Raw genomic sequence first — 18197 nt, 5'->3', positions numbered from 1 at the left:
CCATCAAACAACAACATGGCCTTTGAATTTTTTGGAGCGGGAAACGAGACTCGAACTCGCGACCCCGACCTTGGCAAGGTCGTGCTCTACCAACTGAGCTATTCCCGCGTCGCATGGGTACTGCTTGATACTTTTTTTATTCATCACGCCGCATAAGCAGCATTGTTGAATTTGGAGCGGGAAACGAGACTCGAACTCGCGACCCCGACCTTGGCAAGGTCGTGCTCTACCAACTGAGCTATTCCCGCCCGGCGTATCGATGTCGGAACTAAACGAAATTCTTCATCGGTACGGGGTGCGCATTATACGAGAAATCCTTTTTGTCGCAAGCCCCTGAAAGCAAAAAAACGCGATTTTTGTTTGATTGCCGATTAAAGCGCCAAACTGGCTAATTAAGCGGCGGAATCGAGTGCTTTCACAGTATAGGCCCCCCAAAGGGGCCTGAGCCGCCATCACAATTGGATGAAATGCTCGCGGTAATAGGCCAGTTCAGCCACGGACTCGCGGATATCATCCATCGCCTGGTGGGTACCCTGCTTTTTAAAGCCGCTGAGAATTTGCGGTTTCCAGCGACGTGCCAGCTCTTTCAGCGTACTGACGTCCAGATAGCGGTAATGGAAGTAGGCTTCAAGCTCGGGCATATAGCGGAACAGGAAACGGCGATCCTGACCGACGCTATTGCCGCAGATTGGCGATTTTCCCGCCGGCACCCATTGCTGGAGGAAGGCAATGGTTTCCAGTTCGGCGGCGCGATCGTCGAAGCGACTGGCCTTCACCCGCTCCACCAGCCCGCTGCCGGTATGGGTACGCACGTTCCAGTCATCCATCAGGCCGAGCTGTTCGTCGGATTGATGGACGGCGATGGTCGGCCCCTCAGCAAGAATGTTCAGATTGGCGTCAGTGACCAGCGTGGCGATCTCGATAATGCGATCGCGCTCCGGATCCAACCCGGTCATCTCCAGATCGATCCAAATCAGGTTGTTTTCGTTTCCTGTCATGATATTTCCTGCGTAAAAGCCGAAAGATAAACAAAGCGTGGGCAAGGCGGCGACCGGCGCTGGCTGTTTGCCGGCGGCGATACGCGGTGCGTAGCGGCTAACAACGGTTATTTAATATAAAATAGCGTGTATCATAGCCTTTTTGGTCGCCACGAGCGATAAAAGCCGATTCAAGTGAGGCGCAGTGACTAAGAACAAACTGTCCAAAGGTCAACAACGCCGCGTACAGGCGAACCATCAGCGTCGCCTGAAGCGCACTGATAACAAACCGGAACTGGATGATTCCCAACTGGGCGAGCCGCAAGACGGCATCGTTATCAGCCGTTTCGGCATGCACGCCGATGTTGAAGCCGCGGATGGCACCCAACATCGCTGCAACATTCGCCGCACGTTACGTTCGCTGGTAACCGGCGATCGCGTAGTGTGGCGTCCCGGCGTGGGGGCCCATGAAGGGGTCAAGGGCATCGTCGAGGCGGTGCATGAACGCACCTCGGTGCTGAACCGCCCCGATTTCTACGACGGCGTGAAGCCGATCGCCGCCAATATCAATCAGATCGTTATCGTTTCGGCGATCCTGCCGGAGCTTTCGCTGAATATGATCGATCGCTACCTGGTGGCGTGCGAAACGCTCGAGGTCGAACCGCTGATCGTTCTGAACAAAATCGATCTGCTGGATCCGCCGGCACGCAAGGTGGTCGACGGCATGATGGCGATTTACCGCCATATCGGTTATCGAGTGCTGGAAGTCTCCAGCCAGACGCGCGAAGGCATGGAAGCGTTTGAACGGGCGTTGGCCGATCGTATCAGTATCTTCGCCGGCCAGTCCGGTGTGGGCAAATCCAGCCTGCTGAATGCCCTGCTGCCGCCAAGCGATAAGCAAATTCTGGTAAATCAGGTTTCCGATGTCTCCGGCCTGGGGCAACATACCACCACCGCCGCGCGGCTGTACCATTTCCAGCACGGCGGCGATGTGATCGACTCGCCGGGAGTCCGTGAATTTGGTCTGTGGCATCTGGATCCGGAACAAATCACCCAAGCCTATGTCGAATTCCGTGACTATTTAGGCGGTTGTAAATTCCGCGACTGCCGCCACGACACCGACCCAGGCTGCGCCATCCGCGCGGCGGTGGAAAAAGGCGATATCGCAAAAGAGCGTTTCGACAACTACCACCGCATTCTGGAAAGCATGGCGCAAGTGAAGGTTCGCAAAAACCTCACGGACGCCGCAGACTGATCGTTGCGGGCGGGCGTTGACAGTGGCGGCGCCACCGTTACAATGCGCGCCCTTTACCCTGATTCAAGAGGTTAACGTGCTGGATAGCATCAAAATTAAATTGCAGTATTGGTTGCCGAAGCTGGCGCTGACCCGTCTGGCCGGCTGGGGCGCAGACAAACAGGCCGGTTGGCTCACCCAGCTTGTCCTGAAGGGGTTCGCCCGCTACTACCGCGTGAATATGCAGGAAGCGCAACAGCCAGAGCTGTCCTCCTATGCCACCTTTAACGAATTCTTCGTTCGCCCGTTGCGTGACGGCGCACGTCCCATCATCGGCGAAGCCAACTGGCTGGCGCTGCCTGCCGACGGCGCTATCAGCCAGCTCGGCCCGATCCGCGAAGACCAGATCTTCCAGGCCAAGGGCCATCATTACAGCCTGGAAGCGCTGCTGGCCGGCAACTACATGCTGGCGGAGCCCTTCCGTAACGGTCTGTTCGCCACCACTTACCTGGCACCACGTGATTATCACCGCGTCCACATGCCGTGCGCCGGCGTGCTGCGTGAAATGATTTACGTACCGGGCGATCTGTTCTCCGTGAACCCGCTGACCGCCGCCAACGTGCCGAACCTGTTCGCGCGCAATGAACGCGTGATCTGCGTATTTGATACCGCCATTGGGCCAATCGTGCAGATCCTGGTGGGCGCCACCATTGTCGGCAGCATTGAAACCGTTTGGGCCGGCACCGTAACGCCGCCGCGAGAAGGCATCATCAAACGCTGGACCTATCCGGCAGAAGGCGCTGAAGGCGCAATCGCACTGGAAAAAGGCGCTGAAATGGGCCGCTTCAAGCTCGGTTCCACGGTCATCAACCTGTTTACCCCAGGCAGCGTGCAGTTCGCTCCACAGCTGAATAACGGGACCGTCACCCGCATGGGTGAAGCCTTCGCCGAAATCCCGGCTGCGCCAACTGCCACTGAAACACCGCAGATCTAAAGGAATTGACGCCGTGCGCCTGATTATCACGCTATTGCTCGGTTGTTTACTGGCTCAACCGGTGCTGGCCGCTGCGGTGCCCACAGAGACTCAGCTCAAACAGGAGCTGAAGCAGGCAGAGAGCAACAAAAATGCGCCTAATCAGGCGGAAACCACCGAGGCGCTGCAGAGTGCCCTCAACTGGCTGTCGGAGCGCCAGGAGTCGATGACGCGCTCCGAACAGTATCAGCGGGTGATCGATGATTTCCCGAAGATGACGCAGGAACTGCGCCGCCAACTGACGCTGGAAGACAACAAAATCCTGCCAAATGGCGACAACCTGCCCGCCAGCGATCTGGAACAACAGATCCTGCAAACCAGCAGCCTGTTGCTGGAACAGGCGCGTCTGCTGCAACAGGAACAGGAGCGCACGCGGGAGATCAGCGATTCGCTCGGCCAGTTGCCGCAGCAGCAGACCGACGCCCGCCGCTCGCTCACCGAAGTACAGCGTCGCCTGCAAGCCCAACCCGCCAACCCTACGACCCCGCATGCCCAGGCGGCTCTGGCGCTGTTGCAGACAGAAGCCGCGGCGCGCAAAGCCAAGGTAGATGAGTTGGAATTGGCGCAACTGTCGGCCAACAACCGTCAGGAGTTGGCGCGGATGCGCGCCGAGGTATACAAAAAGCGCCACGAGAAGATCGACGTTCAGTTGCAGGCCCTGCGCAACAACCTTAACGCCCAGCGCCAGCGCGAAGCCGAACTGGCGCTCGAAAAAACCGAGCAACTGGCCGAACAAAACGGCGACCTGCCGAAAAGCATCAGCCAACAATTGCAGATCAACCGTGAACTCTCCGCTGCCCTGAACAATCAGGCGCAGCGTATGGATCTGATCTCATCGCAGCAGCGCCAGGCCGCCGCGCAAACGCTGCAGGTACGTCAAGCGCTGAGCACCATTATCGAACAAGCGCAGTGGCTCGGTTCGTCGTCGGCGTTGGGGGAAACCCTGCGCGCCCAGGTGGCGACGCTGCCGGAAATGCCAAAGCCGCAGCAGTTGGATGGCGATATGGCCCAATTGCGTGTACAGCGCCTGCAGTTTGAAAGCCAGTTGGAGAAACTGTCGCAGCGCGAGTTTAAACGCGACGACGGCAGCGAACTGACCAGCGCGGAACGGCGTATCGTTGAGGCACAGCTGCGCACCCAGCGTGAACTGCTGAATTCGCTGCTTTCCGGCTGCGATACCCAAATCCTCGAGCTGACCAAGCTGAAAGTGGCCAACACTCAGCTGATTGAGGCGTTGAACGAGATCAAAGACGCCACCCACCGTTATCTGTTCTGGGTCCCGGACGTCAACCCGATCACCCTGTCTTATCCGATTAACGTGGCGCACGATCTGACACGTCTGCTGTCGCTGGATACGCTGGCACAGCTGGGCGGTGCCTTCATGATGATGGTGACCAGCAAAGAAACGTTGATCCCGATTTTCGGCGCCCTGCTGCTGGTGATTTTCAGCATCAGCTCACGCAAGCACTATCACGCCTTCCTGGAACGCGCCAACAGCCGGGTCGGCAAGGTAACGCAGGACGAATTCTTCCTGACGATGCGCACCGTGTTCTGGTCGATTCTGGTGGCATTACCGCTGCCGGTACTGTGGGCCGCGCTCGGTTTTGGCCTGCAGAGCGCCTGGAACTACCCCGTGGCGGAGGCGATTGGCAAGGGGGTCACCGCAACGCTGCCGATCCTGTGGATCTGCATGATCTGCGCCGCCTTCGCCCATCCGCAAGGGCTGTTTATCGTGCACTTCCGCTGGCCGGTGAAACAGGTTTCGCGCGCCATGCGGTACTACAAGATGTCGATCTGGCTGATCGTGCCGTTGATCATGGCATTGATCACCTTCGACAGCCTGAAAGAGCGCGAGTTTGCCAATACCCTGGGGCGGCTGTGCTTTATCTTGCTGTGTTTGGCGCTGGCCATCGTCACCAAGAGCCTCAAACGCGCCGGCATTCCGCTGTATCTGGACAAGAAAGGCTCCGGCGAGAACATGGTCAACACCGCGCTGTGGGGGTTGCTGCTTTCAGCGCCGCTATTGGCCGCGCTGGCCTCCGCCGTCGGTTACCTGACCACCTCACAGGCGCTGCTGGCGCGGTTGGAAACTTCGGTGGCGATCTGGTTCTTCCTGCTGGTGATTTACCACATTATTCGCCGCTGGATGTTAATCCAACGGCGACGCATCGCCTTTGACCGCGCCAAACAGCGCCGTGCCGACATCCTGGCCCAGCGCGCACGCGGCGAGGAGGAAACGACGCACACGCCAAACAGCACCGAAGGATCGATGGATGTGGATGATTCGGAGATCGATCTGGATACCATCAGCGCCCAGTCGCTGCGGTTGGTGCGTTCGATTCTGACGATGATCGCGCTGGTGTCGGTGATTGTGCTGTGGTCAGAGATCCACTCCGCCTTCGCCTTCCTGGAAAACATCTCCCTGTGGGACGTGACCTCGACGGTCAACGGGGTGGAAACGGCGCATCCGATCACGCTCGGCGCAGTGTTGATAGCCATACTGGTGCTGATCGTCACCATGCAACTGGTACGTAACCTGCCGGCGCTGCTGGAGCTGGCGGTGTTGCAGCATCTGGATCTGACGCCAGGCACCGGCTACGCCATCACTACCATTACCAAGTATCTGCTGTTGCTGTTCGGCGCCATCCTCAGTTTTTCCTGGATCGGTATCGAATGGTCGAAACTGCAGTGGGTCGTGACCGCGCTCAGCGTCGGGTTGGGCTTCGGCATGCAGGAGATTTTCTCCAACTTCATCTCCGGCCTGATCATTTTGTTCGAGAAACCGATCCGTATCGGCGATACCGTGACGATCAGAAACCTGACCGGCACCGTCACCAAGATCAACACTCGCGCCACCACCATTTCGGACTGGGATCGCAAAGAGATCATCGTGCCGAACAAGGCGTTCATCACCGAGCAGTTCGTCAACTGGTCGCTGTCGGATAACCTGACCCGTGTGGTGCTGACCGTGCCTGCCCCGGGCGAGGCCAACAGCGAAGAGGTGACCAAGATCCTTCTCAACGCCGCCGAACGCTGCTCGCTGGTGCTGGACAACCCGGCGCCGGAGGTTTATCTGGTCGACCTGCAACAGGGTATTCAGATCTTCGAAATGCGTATTTACGCGGCCGAGATGGGCCATCGCATGCCGTTGCGCCACGAGATCCACCAATTGATCCTGGCAGGTTACCGCGAACACGGCATTACCCTGCCGTACCCGCCGTTCCAGGTTCGCAGCGAAACGCTGTCGCGCCTGACCAGCAATGGCCGCACCCCACCGTCAACGCCGCCGCCAAACACCAAGCGCGAATCGGGCGGCTTGTAAGCGCATAATGCAAAAAGGGTTCGGCGTGCAATGCAACACCGAACCCTTTTATCACCACAATATATCCTATGGCTTTCAAGTTGCAGCTAGGCGCCCAGCTCGCTCATCCCCAGGCGCTTACTTAAGTAAGTAACTGGGGTAAGCGAGTGCAGGTAACAACGCTGTGGCTTGAAAGACGACGGATATACGGTTACGCGCGCCCGACCGGGAAGGCAAGCACTTCGCTCAGGCTCTCGGCACCCAGCGCCAACATGACCAGCCGATCAACCCCTAACGCCACGCCGGAAGATTCCGGCATACCGTGCTGCAAAGCATCCAGCAGATTGTTATCGATCGGGTGCTGCGGCAGACCGCGTTCCGCACGTTTGCGGTTATCCTGATCAAAACGCTGGCGCTGTTCGCGGCTGTCGGTCAGCTCGCGGAAGCCATTCGCCAGTTCGATCCCCTTGAAATACACCTCAAAACGCTCCGCCACGCGGTGATCTTCGGTGCTGATCTCCGCCAATGACGCCTGGCTGGCCGGGAAGTGATAAACGAACGCCGGCTTGTCACGCCCGATGTAAGGCTCCACGCCGACGGTGAACAACAATTGCAGCAGCGTATCGCGGTCTTCTTCAGTATCGGCAATGTTGCTCAGATCGAGCTTGGCCGCCGCTTCACGCAGTTGCGCTTTCTCTGCCGACAGTGGATCGATATCCAGATGGCGCAGGAAAGCCTGCTGATAGGACAAGGTTTCCGCGCTGTCGCAATCCAGCACCTGCTGGAGCAAATCATCCACCTCATTCATCAGCCGGTACATGTCGTAATGTGGACGGTACCACTCCAGCATGGTGAATTCCGGGTTGTGATGGCGACCGGCCTCTTCATTACGAAAACTGCGCCCCATCTGATAGATCGGGCCGCTACCCGCCGCCAGCAGGCGCTTCATGTGATATTCCGGGCTGGTCATCATGTACAGCGTCAGGCCATCCGCCGCACCCGGGCCGACAAAACGCGTCTGGAACGGGAACAGGTGGATATCGGTAACCGTCGCCTGGCTCATGGTTGGCGTCTCAACTTCCAATACGCCACGATCGGCGAAGAAACGCCGGATCTCAGTCAGGATCGCTGCGCGTTTCAACAAATTGGCGATGGGTGCACTTGGCTGCCAGCTTGCCGTTTCGCTCATGGTAATTACTCCGAAATCAAACAGGGGATGCAGTCTACTCGTATCCAGGCATGCAAACAAATTCTTAACAGCCGGGTGCCTTTAACGACAGTAATTCCTCACAAACGAGTAGCAATAAGGTTAATAAAAGGTGAATAAACGTTAAATATCCCTTGCAGGCAATAATTCCTCCAACCAACCGCTAAAAGACAAAACAATCGATCACATCAAATTTCTTCTACTTAACTTTAGGTATAGTTAATTCCACATAATTGGTGGGAGATATCTATCCTCAGTCTTTATGCAATATCAATCGGTTCAATTAGTTAGTACCCGAAGCGTTTTTGTAAATATTAAGCATAGATATTTAATTCGCCGTTCTTAATAAGAATATTGGAGGAATGCAGTGCAAACCTTTAACGCCGATCTTGCCATTATTGGGGCCGGGGGTGCTGGTTTACGTGCAGCGATAGCCGCAGCGGAAGCCAACCCTCAACTGAAAATCGCCCTGATTTCCAAAGTCTACCCGATGCGCAGCCATACGGTGGCCGCCGAAGGGGGCTCCGCCGCCGTCACTCAGGATCATGATAGCTTCGATTACCACTTCCACGACACCGTTGCCGGTGGCGACTGGTTGTGCGAGCAGGATGTGGTCGATCATTTCGTCCACAACTGCCCACGTGAAATGGCGCAGCTTGAACAGTGGGGCTGCCCGTGGAGCCGTAAACCGGACGGTTCGGTCAACGTGCGCCGCTTTGGCGGCATGAAGATTGAACGCACCTGGTTCGCCGCCGACAAGACCGGCTTCCATATGCTGCACACCCTGTTCCAGACCTCGCTCAAATACCCGCAAATCCAGCGTTTCGACGAACACTTCGTACTGGACATTCTGGTGGATGACGGTCAGGTCCGTGGTCTGGTGGCGATGAACATGATGGAAGGCACCCGCGTGCAGATCCGCGCCAATGCGGTGGTCATGGCTACGGGCGGCGCCGGACGCGTATACCGCTACAACACCAACGGCGGCATCGTCACCGGTGATGGCATGGGCATGGCGTTCCACCACGGCATTCCGCTGCGCGATATGGAGTTCGTGCAGTATCACCCGACCGGCCTGCCGGGCTCCGGCATCCTGATGACCGAAGGTTGCCGTGGCGAAGGCGGCATTCTGGTGAACAAGGACGGCTATCGTTACCTGCAAGATTACGGCATGGGCCCGGAAACGCCGCTGGGCGAACCGAAAAACAAATATATGGAACTCGGTCCGCGCGACAAGGTTTCGCAGGCCTTCTGGCACGAATGGCGCGCCGGACGTACCATCCCCACCCCGCGCGGCGACGTGGTCTATCTGGATCTGCGTCACCTGGGAGAAAAGAAACTGCTGGAACGTCTGCCGTTCATCTGCGAGCTGGCGAAGGCTTACGTCGGTGTCGATCCGGTGAAAGAGCCGATCCCGGTACGCCCGACCGCGCACTACACCATGGGCGGCATCGAAACCGATCAGAACTGCGAAACCCGCATTAAAGGGCTGTTCGCCGTCGGCGAATGCTCTTCCGTCGGTCTGCACGGCGCCAACCGCCTCGGCTCTAACTCGCTGGCGGAACTGGTGGTGTTCGGCCGCGTAGCCGGCGAGAACGCCGCCCGCCGCGCGCTGGAAAGCAACCCGGCCAATGGGAGCGCACTGGATGCTCAGGGCCGTGATGTCGAAGCCCGGTTGAGCAACCTGATGAAGCAGGAAGGCAACGAGAATTGGTCAAAAATCCGCGATGAAATGGGCCTGTCGATGGAAGAAGGTTGCGGCATCTACCGCACGCCGGAGTTGATGCAAAAGACCATCGATAAACTGGCAGAACTGAAAGAGCGCTTCAAGCGCGTCAAAATCGCCGACAGATCCAGCGTGTTCAATACCGACCTGTTGTACACCATCGAATTGGGCTACGGGCTGGACGTGGCGGAATGCATGGCGCACTCCGCCTTCAACCGTAAAGAATCGCGCGGCGCGCACCAGCGCCTGGACGAAGGCTGTACCGAACGCGACGACGTGAACTTCCTGAAGCATACGCTGGCGTTCCATAACCCGAATGGTGCACCGCGACTGGAATACAGCGACGTGAAGATCACCAAATTGCCACCGGCCAAACGTGTGTACGGCGCTGAAGCCGAAGCGCAGGATAAAAAGGACAAGGAGCAGGCAAATGGCTGAGATGAACACCCTGAAAATCGAGGTCATGCGCTATAACCCGGAACGCGACGCCGAGCCGCATTTCGAGACCTTTGCAGTGCCTTATGACGAACAAACCTCGCTGCTCGATGCGCTGGGCTACATCAAAGATAACCTGGCGCCCGATCTTTCCTACCGCTGGTCATGCCGCATGGCGATCTGCGGCTCGTGCGGCATGATGGTTAACCGGGTGCCGAAACTGGCCTGCAAAACCTTCCTGCGCGAATACACCGGCGGCATGAAGGTGGAAGCGCTGGGCAACTTCCCGATCGAGCGCGATTTGGTGGTCGATATGACCCACTTTATCGAAAGCCTGGAGGCGATTAAGCCCTATATCATCGGCAACAACCGCAAGCCGGAAGATGGCCCTAACGTGCAAACCCCGGCGCAAATGGCCAAATATCACCAGTTTTCCGGCTGCATCAACTGCGGTCTATGCTATGCCGCCTGTCCGCAGTTCGGTCTGAACCCGGAATTTATCGGCCCGGCGGCGATCACCCTGGCGCACCGCTATAACCTGGATAACCGCGATCATGGCAAGAAGCAGCGCATGGCGCAGCTTAACGGCCAGAACGGCGTCTGGAGCTGTACCTTTGTCGGTTACTGCTCTGAAGTGTGTCCAAAGCACGTCGACCCGGCCGCTGCCATCCAGCAGGGCAAGGTGGAAAGCGCCAAAGACTTCATGATCGCCATGCTGAAGCCGCAATAAGGGAGAGAACCGCAATGACAACACAACGTAAGCCTTATGTGCGCACCATGACGCCGACCTGGTGGCAAAAGCTCGGTTTCTATCGCTTCTATATGCTGCGTGAAAGCACCTCGGTGCTGGCGGTGTGGTTCAGCATCGTACTGATTTACGGCATTTTTTCGCTGAAAGGCGGTGTGGATAGCTGGGCCGGCTTCGTCGGTTTTCTGCAAAACCCGCTGGTGCTGCTGATTAACGTTATCGCCCTGCTGGCGGCGCTGCTGCATACCAAAACCTGGTTCGATCTGGCGCCGAAAGCCGCCAATATCGTGGTCAACAACGAGAAAATGGGGCCAGGGCCGATAGTGAAAGCACTGTGGGTGGTGACGCTGGTCGCCAGCGCGATCATTTTGGCCGTAGCCTTGGTGTAACCCGGAGGAAATATGATAAATCAAACACCTAAACGCTCCGACGAACCGGTTTTCTGGGGGTTATTCGGCGCAGGCGGCATGTGGGGAGCCATTGTCGCGCCCGCCATCGTGTTGCTGGTCGGCATTCTGCTGCCGCTGGGCCTGTTCCCCGGCGACGCACTGGGCTATGACCGCGTGCTGGCGTTTTGCCAAAGCCTGATCGGCCGCCTGTTCTTGCTGCTGATGATTATCCTGCCGCTGTGGTGCGGTTTGCACCGAATCCACCATGCGATGCACGATTTGAAAATTCACGTGCCGGCCGGTAAATGGGTGTTCTACGGCCTGGCGGCCATTCTCAGCGTGGTGACTCTGATTGGGGTAGTCACTCTGTAAGCCCCTTGGCGGCCAGCCCCCGTTGGCCGCCAACCTTCGCTTTCGGCTACACTGTTTATCTGAGCCCGGTAATACAGGAGTAACCAATGCGTTTATGGTCAAAGCTTTGCGTGATTTTTTCCGCCCTTCTTTCCGTCGCTTGCAGCGTCACGCCCCCCAAAGGCGTCAAGGTAGTGACCCCCTTCAATAGCAAAGGCTATCTGGGCACCTGGTATGAAATCGCCCGTCTCGATCACCGCTTTGAGCGTGGCCTGCAACAGGTTACCGCCAACTACAGTCCACGGGCTGACGGTGGCCTGAAGGTGATCAACCGCGGCTTTAATGTGCAAAAACAGCAATGGCAAGAAAGCGAAGGCAAAGCCTATTTTATAGGTTCACCGCAGGTAGCTGCTCTGAAGGTTTCGTTCTTCGGCCCCTTTTATGGCGGCTATAACGTGATCGAACTGGATGCGGAATATCGTTACGCGCTGGTCTGCGGTCCTAACCGAGATTATTTATGGATCCTGTCGCGCACGCCAACATTGGACGCTACCTCGCGCGACAGGCTGGTGCAAACCGCCAAGAGTTACGGGTTTGCTACCGATAAACTAATCTGGGTGCAACAAGCCACGACTCAGTGACTGCTGAACTTCAGCCCGAGGATGCCAACGACAATCAGGCACAGGCTGAGAATGCGCGCGATATTGGTCGATTCGCCGAGCAGCACCATCCCCATAATTGCCGCCCCTACCGCGCCGATACCGGTCCAAACCGCATAAGCCGTGCCGGCAGGCAGCGTTTTCATGGCATGCGCCAACAGCAGCATGCTGACCACCATGGCGGCGACAGTGATAATGCTGGGTGTCAGGCGGGTAAAGCCGTGGGTATATTTCAGGCCGATAGCCCACACCACCTCGAGCAAACCGGCAATAAGCAGAATAATCCAAGCCATGAACAGGCTCCGTTACGATGGGGTCGTCCCCGGAAGCTGATGCGTAAACAGGTCGTCCCGTTTAGCCTTGTGAAAATGCCCGGGAATTATACCCGCGCCTGGGAAGGATAGCAGCACAAAGGTGGCGTTTGCCAAGATCGGAGGTGAAGCGGTATCCCACGGTGGGGGGGTTACGTGGAATACCACAAGAGGCAAAAAGGCAGGTTATTCTGCACTGCGCTGGATGGCTTCCCCGCCGGCCTGCACGTCTTTACCTACGCCTTTGGTGGTGTTGCATGCGGTCAATGAGGTCAGGATCATCAAAGAGAAAATCGCGATAATACTTTTCTTCAGCATATGAAAGTCCTTATTTGTCAGTGACGAAAAAGTACGGCTTTCTAAGCTTAGTAAATATTAACGAGAGTTGCTGTTTAAAACGCGTTTATTTTGCACAATTACATTACTAAAATTAATGTTTTTAGCTGGCCGTGCGTGAAATAGCGCCGCCGAGGTGCTGAACATCCTCACCGAAACCGCGGAAAGTATTACAACCGCTAAGGGAGACAAGTAACAACAGGGAGATCACGGCCAACAGAGTTTTCTTCATCATGCAGAGTCTGCCAACGATATGCGGAAAGGGATAAAGCAAAGGAGCCACTCAGGGCTCCTTTGTTTGGAAACTTATTTTACGCGTGAAACGTATTCGCCAGAGCGAGTATCAACACGGACAACTTCGCCAATCTGTACGAACAATGGCACTTTTACCACGGCGCCAGTGCTCAGGGTCGCAGGCTTGCCGCCGGTACCGGCAGTATCGCCTTTCAGGCCAGGATCGGTATCCGTGATTTCTGCTTCGATAAAGTTCGGTGGCTGAACGGCGATTGGGCGGCCGTCCCACAGCGTAACGATACATTCCGCGTTATCTTGCAGCCATTTTGCCGCGTCAGAAACGGTTTTTTCTTCAACCCCGTGTTGCTCGAAAGTCTCAGGGTGCATGAAGTGGTAGAACTCACCGTCGTTGTACAGGTAGTTCATGTTGGTATCTACGACGTCTGCGCCTTCGCAAGAGTCGGTAGATTTAAAGGTTTTTTCTACGCGGCTGCCGGTCAGCAGACGGCGCATTTTAACGCGCGCAAACGCCTGGCCTTTGCCCGGTTTAACGAACTCGCTGGATTCGATGGCATAAGGCTCGCCTTCGAACATGATTTTAAGACCCGGACGGAAATCGTTGCTAGAATAAGTCGCCATGATGGCCCCTCTGAATATTTAAACTGGTAGCTTAGCCAAAAAAATGGCACACATTATAACCCAAAATACGGCATATAGAGAAGATTGGTTGCATCAACTCGCCGATGTTATTACCGATCCTGATGAATTACTGCAGCTTTTATCACTGAACACGCATCCGGACCTGCCGCAGGGCCGCGAAGCCCGTCGATTGTTCGCGCTGCGCGTTCCTCGCGCCTTCGCAGCGCGCATGCGCCCCGGCGATGCCAACGACCCGTTGCTGCGCCAAGTGCTGACCGCCAGCGAAGAATTCATCAATGCGCCCGGCTTCACTACCGATCCGCTGGACGAACAGCGCAGCGTGGTGCCAGGCTTGCTGCATAAATACCGCAATCGCGCTCTGCTGCTGGTCAAGGGTGGCTGTGCGGTCAACTGCCGCTACTGTTTCCGCCGCCATTTTCCGTATCAGGACAACCAGGGCAACAAGGCCAACTGGCGTCAGGCGCTGGATTATATCCGCCAACACCCGGAACTGGATGAGATTATTTTCTCCGGCGGCGATCCGCTGATGGCGAAAGATCATGAACTCGACTGGCTAATCGGCGAGTTGGAAGCCATTGCGCACCTGAAACGCCTGCGTATCCACACCCGCCTGCCGGTAGTGATCCCTGCGCGCATTACGCCGGAGCTGTGCCGTCGGCTGTCCGCTTCGCGCCTGCAGGTGCTGATGGTGACGCACATCAACCACGCCAATGAAATTGACCGCGAGCTGCAGGCCAGCATGGCGCAACTGCGTCTGGCAGGTGTCACGTTGCTGAATCAAAGTGTGCTGCTGCGCGGTATCAATGACAACGCCGACACGCTGGCGGCGCTGAGCAACGCGCTGTTTGACGCCGGCATTCTGCCCTATTACATCCACGTACTGGATAAGGTGCAGGGGGCGGCGCACTTTATGGTCAGCGACGACGAAGCGCGCGCGATCATGCAGGCGCTGCTGAGCAAGGTTTCCGGCTACATGGTGCCGCGTCTGACGCGTGAAGTCGGCGGCAAGCCAAGCAAAACCCCCCTCGATCTGCATCTGATGCAAAGCTGATCGACTGCCCGTTCCAGATACAAAAAGAGGCATGCCTGGGCATGCCTCTTTTTTGTGTTATACCCTGCTCGTTACTGCGTTAGGGGCACTTGTAAACCTGGCCAATCATTTTGCTGTCCAGCGGGGCAAAGCTTGAAAGCAGGTTCTGCGTCGGGCTGGTTGCGCCATAGATGACATTGCCACCCATTGCCGCTGCCTTGTTACGCAGGTCGTTTGCCGCACCGCGCATAGAGCTGCCTTCACCACCGTTACCGGACAACCAGTTGCTCTGGGAGCCGGTCACTTCGCCCACCAGCTGGCATTCAGCCGCCGGTTTGGTGTCGGTAAATTTGACCTGCTGGCCTGCGGCGGACAGTTCGTTGGTGCTGCTGCAACCTGCCAGCAGCATAGCTGCCGAAAGACCCAGTAAGGCTTTAATCCGCATCTTGTTCCCCATATGATATTGAGAATTCTGCACAAGCTTATCAGAAAGCGTTGCTATCTCTTAAGCATCCGTTGCCACGGGTACCGGGTCAACGCCTTGAGCGACAGCTGATGAAATATCAGTTTACCAGCTAAATCACTCCGGGCTGCAAAAATATCATCAAATACAGTGCGGCAAAGAGCACAGAATAAAAAAACCCCGGCCAATTGACCGGGGTTCTCAGCACACAGACAGTGTGGGGGATGATTACATCATGCCGCCCATGCCACCCATGCCGCCCATACCGCCAGCGCCGCCTAAATCAGGCGCATCGCTTTTCGGCAGGTCGGTCACCATGCACTCGGTGGTGATCATCAGGCCAGCCACAGAAGCCGCGTACTGCAGAGCAGAACGGGTTACTTTGGTTGGATCCAGGATACCCATCGCGATCATGTCGCCGTATTCTTCAGTTGCTGCGTTGTAACCGTAGTTACCTTCGCCCGCTTTCACGGTGTTGGCAACAACAGAAGGCTCTTCGCCGCAGTTCAGAACGATCTGACGCAGTGGTGATTCCATTGCGCGCAGCGCAACTTTGATACCCACGTTCTGATCTTCGTTCACGCCACGCAGATCGCTCAGTTTGGACGCAGCGCGAATCAGCGCAACACCACCACCAGCAACTACGCCTTCTTCTACCGCTGCACGGGTTGCGTGCAGAGCATCTTCAACGCGAGCTTTCTTCTCTTTCATTTCAACTTCGGTAGCAGCACCGACTTTGATTACCGCAACGCCGCCAGCCAGTTTAGCTACGCGCTCTTGCAGTTTTTCACGGTCGTAATCAGAAGTTGCTTCTTCGATCTGCTGACGAATCTGGGACACGCGGCCCTGGATCGCAGGTTCTTCACCATTGCCATCGATGATGATAGTGGTGTCTTTGTTGATAACGATGCGTTTAGCCGTACCCAGGTCTTCCAGAGTCGCTTTTTCCAGCTCCAGACCAATCTCTTCAGAGATAACGGTACCGCCAGTCAGGGTAGCGATATCCTGCAGCATGGCTTTACGACGGTCGCCGAAACCAGGTGCTTTAACCGCAGCCACTTTCACGATGCCGCGCATGGTGTTGACCACCAGGGTAGCCAGTGCTTCGCCTTCAACATCTTCAGCGATGATCAGCAATGGCTTGCCGGCTTTCGCCACGGCTTCCAGTACTGGCAGCATTTCACGGATGTTGGAGATTTTCTTGTCAGCCAGCAGGATGAACGGGCTTTCCAGCTCGATAGAACCGGTTTCCGGCTTGTTGATGAAGTAAGGAGACAGGTAACCGCGGTCGAACTGCATACCTTCAACGACGTCCAGCTCGTCTTGCAGGCCAGTGCCTTCTTCAACGGTGATAACGCCTTCTTTGCCCACTTTCTCCATGGCTTCTGCAATCAGTTTACCCACGGTTTCGTCGGAGTTTGCAGAGATGGTGCCTACCTGAGCGATAGCTTTGGAGTCAGAGCAAGGTACGGACAGTTTTTTCAGCTCTTCAACAGCGGCGATAACCGCTTTGTCGATACCGCGCTTCAGATCCATCGGGTTCATGCCGGCAGCTACTGCTTTCAGGCCTTCGGTGATGATGGATTGAGCCAGTACGGTTGCAGTGGTGGTGCCGTCGCCCGCAGCGTCGTTCGCTTTGGAGGCCACTTCTTTCACCATCTGCGCACCCATGTTTTCAAACTTGTCTTCCAGTTCGATTTCACGGGCAACGGATACGCCATCTTTAGTGATGGTAGGAGCGCCGAAGGATTTATCCAGCACTACGTTACGGCCTTTCGGGCCCAGGGTCACTTTTACTGCATCAGCGAGAACATTCACGCCGCGGAGCATTTTCACGCGAGCGTCGTTGCCGAATTTTACGTCTTTAGCTGCCATTGGTATTTCCCTTCAACTCGTTTCGTTCAGTTCAGAAAGATAAAGCGTAATTACGCTTCAACAATTGCCAGAATGTCGCTTTCGGACATGATCAACACTTCTTCATTGTCGATCTTCTCTGCTTTCACGCCGTAGCCGTCGTTGAAAATCACGATATCGCCAACTTTCACATCCAGCGGTTGGATGTTGCCGCTTTCCAGAACACGCCCTTTACCCACTGCCACAACTTCACCACGAGTAGATTTACCCGCTGCAGAGCCAGTCAGAACGATGCCGCCAGCAGATTTTGATTCAACTTCTTTGCGCTTGACGATAACGCGGTCATGCAATGGACGAATACTCATTGAACGCTCTCCTGTAAGAAGGTTTCTATCAGACTTAGGGTTGTCACCGGATTGTTGTTACCGGCCTCGTGGGATTTGAAATGGGGGCATTCCATCCCCCTTCAAGGGCCAGGCCAAAAAAATTTTCGCTTTTGACGGCAATCCAGAGGGGACAAATGTGAAAAACGCGGCCGGGGCCGCGTTTTTTTAACGATCGTTACGCTTGTCATGATCGTCCGGCTGGTTTCCCAACGTATAACGGTCGTCGTCCTTACGCTGAAACTCGCCATCGAAGGTGTTGCCGTTGGCGGCATCGCCGCCCTGGCTCCAGCCGCCGGGACGGTAGACCGAAAGATGCGGCATCAATTTCAGCGTCAGCGATTTTTGCACCGGCGGCAACAGCAGCAACAGGCCAAGGAAATCGGTGAAGAATCCCGGCACCAACAGCAGGAAACCCGCCAGCACCAGTGAAACGCTTTTCACCATTTCCGCAGCCGGGCTTTCTCCGGCGGCCAGTTTCTGTTGCATTTGCACGAAGGTTTTCATGCCCTGATTGCGCACCAACGAGATACCGACGCAAGAAGTGAACACCACCAGCAACAGGGTGATGGCCACGCCCAATACGGCGGCGACTTTGATAAATAGAGATATTTCGATGTAAGCCAACAGAAATATCAGCAGTAACGGTAACCAGCGCACCTGGTTCTCCTATAAGTAACGGCACGTTCCCGCACGGTGGCGGCAAGGTGAAAAGGGGGGCCGGTAAACGGCCGACACCATTACAATGGGGTCATCCCGCCGTCATTTCAACCAACGGCCTTTTTTATTGCTAAAGTTAACAAACGTGAATGAGATCACAGAACAGGAAAAGCGTGATTCCAGAAGGCTCAGAAGGTGATCTGGAT

Annotated in this window: 19 protein-coding genes and 2 tRNA genes; 9 read left to right on the top strand and 12 right to left on the bottom strand. The window is 56.2% G+C overall.

All coding sequences use genetic code 11. From position 1 onward, the window contains the following. Positions 1–32: 32 nt before the first annotated feature. The 3 genes from ACTJJ1_RS11090 to orn all read right to left on the bottom strand — a co-directional run bounded on the left by ACTJJ1_RS11090 (position 33) and on the right by orn (position 998). Positions 33–108: transfer RNA gene (locus ACTJJ1_RS11090), tRNA-Gly, on the bottom strand. A 64-nt stretch (positions 109–172) separates the two neighbouring features. Further along, positions 173–248 (bottom strand) — tRNA-Gly (locus tag ACTJJ1_RS11085). 204 nt (positions 249–452) lie between these two features. After that, complete coding sequence (orn, locus tag ACTJJ1_RS11080) at positions 453–998, bottom strand: oligoribonuclease (protein WP_004952679.1); 546 nt, start codon at positions 996–998, stop codon at positions 453–455. A 184-nt stretch (positions 999–1182) separates the two neighbouring features. Between orn and rsgA the strand changes: the two genes are divergently transcribed. The 3 genes from rsgA to mscM all read left to right on the top strand — a co-directional run bounded on the left by rsgA (position 1183) and on the right by mscM (position 6566). Beyond that, the gene (gene rsgA, locus ACTJJ1_RS11075; RefSeq protein ID WP_440833684.1) at positions 1183–2232 is read left to right on the top strand and encodes a small ribosomal subunit biogenesis GTPase RsgA; all 1050 of its coding nucleotides are present in this window, start codon (positions 1183–1185) and stop codon (positions 2230–2232) included. A gap of 76 nt (positions 2233–2308) precedes the next feature. Next, a complete protein-coding gene (asd, locus tag ACTJJ1_RS11070; protein WP_440833682.1) occupies positions 2309–3205 on the top strand; it encodes an archaetidylserine decarboxylase in 897 nt (298 codons plus the stop codon). 13 nt (positions 3206–3218) lie between these two features. Further along, complete coding sequence (mscM, locus tag ACTJJ1_RS11065) at positions 3219–6566, top strand: miniconductance mechanosensitive channel MscM (RefSeq protein ID WP_440833680.1); 3348 nt, start codon at positions 3219–3221, stop codon at positions 6564–6566. A gap of 190 nt (positions 6567–6756) precedes the next feature. Here mscM and epmA read toward each other — a convergent pair whose 3' ends face one another. Beyond that, positions 6757–7734: an elongation factor P--(R)-beta-lysine ligase gene (epmA, locus tag ACTJJ1_RS11060; RefSeq protein ID WP_004952670.1), complete on the bottom strand. Its 978-nt coding sequence runs from the start codon at positions 7732–7734 to the stop codon at positions 6757–6759. A 385-nt stretch (positions 7735–8119) separates the two neighbouring features. Between epmA and frdA the strand changes: the two genes are divergently transcribed. The 5 genes from frdA to blc all read left to right on the top strand — a co-directional run bounded on the left by frdA (position 8120) and on the right by blc (position 12042). Continuing rightward, complete coding sequence (frdA, locus tag ACTJJ1_RS11055) at positions 8120–9916, top strand: fumarate reductase (quinol) flavoprotein subunit (protein ID WP_122289729.1); 1797 nt, start codon at positions 8120–8122, stop codon at positions 9914–9916. Then, positions 9909–10643, top strand: coding sequence for a succinate dehydrogenase/fumarate reductase iron-sulfur subunit (locus ACTJJ1_RS11050; protein ID WP_006323190.1), 735 nt, complete (start codon positions 9909–9911; stop codon positions 10641–10643). The genes frdA and ACTJJ1_RS11050 overlap by 8 nt, the downstream gene beginning before the upstream one ends. Before the next feature lie 14 nt (positions 10644–10657). Beyond that, complete coding sequence (gene frdC, locus ACTJJ1_RS11045; RefSeq protein WP_004952662.1) at positions 10658–11050, top strand: fumarate reductase subunit FrdC; 393 nt, start codon at positions 10658–10660, stop codon at positions 11048–11050. A 12-nt stretch (positions 11051–11062) separates the two neighbouring features. Beyond that, positions 11063–11422 carry a fumarate reductase subunit FrdD gene (gene frdD, locus ACTJJ1_RS11040; RefSeq protein ID WP_004952659.1) on the top strand — a complete coding sequence of 120 codons (360 nt, stop codon included), beginning with the start codon at positions 11063–11065 and terminating at the stop codon, positions 11420–11422. Between the two features lie 86 nt (positions 11423–11508). Then, a complete protein-coding gene (gene blc, locus ACTJJ1_RS11035) occupies positions 11509–12042 on the top strand; it encodes an outer membrane lipoprotein Blc (protein ID WP_440833676.1) in 534 nt (177 codons plus the stop codon). Here blc and sugE read toward each other — a convergent pair. The 4 genes from sugE to efp all read right to left on the bottom strand — a co-directional run bounded on the left by sugE (position 12036) and on the right by efp (position 13580). Then, positions 12036–12353 carry a quaternary ammonium compound efflux SMR transporter SugE gene (sugE, locus tag ACTJJ1_RS11030; protein ID WP_006323188.1) on the bottom strand — a complete coding sequence of 106 codons (318 nt, stop codon included), beginning with the start codon at positions 12351–12353 and terminating at the stop codon, positions 12036–12038. The genes blc and sugE overlap by 7 nt on opposite strands. Before the next feature lie 204 nt (positions 12354–12557). Continuing rightward, positions 12558–12689 carry an entericidin A/B family lipoprotein gene (locus ACTJJ1_RS11025; RefSeq protein WP_006323187.1) on the bottom strand — a complete coding sequence of 44 codons (132 nt, stop codon included), beginning with the start codon at positions 12687–12689 and terminating at the stop codon, positions 12558–12560. A 121-nt stretch (positions 12690–12810) separates the two neighbouring features. Next, entirely contained in the window at positions 12811–12942 is a 132-nt protein-coding gene (locus ACTJJ1_RS11020) for an entericidin A/B family lipoprotein (protein WP_006323186.1), read from the bottom strand. A gap of 71 nt (positions 12943–13013) precedes the next feature. Beyond that, positions 13014–13580 carry an elongation factor P gene (efp, locus tag ACTJJ1_RS11015; protein ID WP_004952647.1) on the bottom strand — a complete coding sequence of 189 codons (567 nt, stop codon included), beginning with the start codon at positions 13578–13580 and terminating at the stop codon, positions 13014–13016. 43 nt (positions 13581–13623) lie between these two features. On the opposite strand from efp, the gene epmB reads away from it, so the two are divergent. Beyond that, on the top strand, positions 13624–14652 hold the full coding sequence (epmB, locus tag ACTJJ1_RS11010; protein WP_004952644.1) for an EF-P beta-lysylation protein EpmB: 1029 nt from the start codon (positions 13624–13626) through the stop codon (positions 14650–14652). A 79-nt stretch (positions 14653–14731) separates the two neighbouring features. On the opposite strand, the gene ACTJJ1_RS11005 is transcribed toward epmB, so the two are convergent. The 4 genes from ACTJJ1_RS11005 to ACTJJ1_RS10990 form a co-directional block, all read right to left on the bottom strand. Beyond that, on the bottom strand, positions 14732–15076 hold the full coding sequence (locus ACTJJ1_RS11005) for a DUF4156 domain-containing protein (protein ID WP_004952640.1): 345 nt from the start codon (positions 15074–15076) through the stop codon (positions 14732–14734). Positions 15077–15322: 246 nt separating this feature from the next. Then, positions 15323–16969, bottom strand: a complete 1647-nt coding sequence (gene groL, locus ACTJJ1_RS11000) for a chaperonin GroEL (RefSeq protein ID WP_004952637.1) — start codon at positions 16967–16969, stop codon at positions 15323–15325. A 50-nt stretch (positions 16970–17019) separates the two neighbouring features. Then, the gene (locus ACTJJ1_RS10995) at positions 17020–17313 is read right to left on the bottom strand and encodes a co-chaperone GroES (RefSeq protein ID WP_004952634.1); all 294 of its coding nucleotides are present in this window, start codon (positions 17311–17313) and stop codon (positions 17020–17022) included. Positions 17314–17499: 186 nt separating this feature from the next. After that, positions 17500–17991 (bottom strand): FxsA family protein, encoded by a 492-nt coding sequence (locus ACTJJ1_RS10990; RefSeq protein WP_004952631.1) that lies wholly within the window; start codon positions 17989–17991, stop codon positions 17500–17502. Between the last annotated feature and the right edge of the window lie 206 nt (positions 17992–18197).

Origin of the sequence: Serratia sp. 22264, assembly GCF_052045345.1 — a bacterium.
In the GTDB taxonomy this organism is placed as follows: Bacteria; Pseudomonadota; Gammaproteobacteria; order Enterobacterales; family Enterobacteriaceae; genus Serratia; species Serratia plymuthica.
Note: the sequence above shows the minus strand (reverse complement) of the source record. Positions and strands in the feature narration are given on the sequence as shown.

Coding starts and splice junctions, on each gene's coding strand:
- orn (WP_004952679.1), bottom strand. CDS start 998: ATGACAGGAAACGAAAACAACCTGATTTGGATCGATCTGGAGATGACC.
- epmA (WP_004952670.1), bottom strand. CDS start 7,734: ATGAGCGAAACGGCAAGCTGGCAGCCAAGTGCACCCATCGCCAATTTG.
- ACTJJ1_RS11050 (WP_006323190.1), top strand. CDS start 9,909: ATGGCTGAGATGAACACCCTGAAAATCGAGGTCATGCGCTATAACCCG.
- frdC (WP_004952662.1), top strand. CDS start 10,658: ATGACAACACAACGTAAGCCTTATGTGCGCACCATGACGCCGACCTGG.
- frdD (WP_004952659.1), top strand. CDS start 11,063: ATGATAAATCAAACACCTAAACGCTCCGACGAACCGGTTTTCTGGGGG.
- blc (WP_440833676.1), top strand. CDS start 11,509: ATGCGTTTATGGTCAAAGCTTTGCGTGATTTTTTCCGCCCTTCTTTCC.
- sugE (WP_006323188.1), bottom strand. CDS start 12,353: ATGGCTTGGATTATTCTGCTTATTGCCGGTTTGCTCGAGGTGGTGTGG.
- ACTJJ1_RS11025 (WP_006323187.1), bottom strand. CDS start 12,689: ATGCTGAAGAAAAGTATTATCGCGATTTTCTCTTTGATGATCCTGACC.
- ACTJJ1_RS11020 (WP_006323186.1), bottom strand. CDS start 12,942: ATGATGAAGAAAACTCTGTTGGCCGTGATCTCCCTGTTGTTACTTGTC.
- efp (WP_004952647.1), bottom strand. CDS start 13,580: ATGGCGACTTATTCTAGCAACGATTTCCGTCCGGGTCTTAAAATCATG.
- epmB (WP_004952644.1), top strand. CDS start 13,624: ATGGCACACATTATAACCCAAAATACGGCATATAGAGAAGATTGGTTG.
- ACTJJ1_RS11005 (WP_004952640.1), bottom strand. CDS start 15,076: ATGCGGATTAAAGCCTTACTGGGTCTTTCGGCAGCTATGCTGCTGGCA.
- groL (WP_004952637.1), bottom strand. CDS start 16,969: ATGGCAGCTAAAGACGTAAAATTCGGCAACGACGCTCGCGTGAAAATG.
- ACTJJ1_RS10995 (WP_004952634.1), bottom strand. CDS start 17,313: ATGAGTATTCGTCCATTGCATGACCGCGTTATCGTCAAGCGCAAAGAA.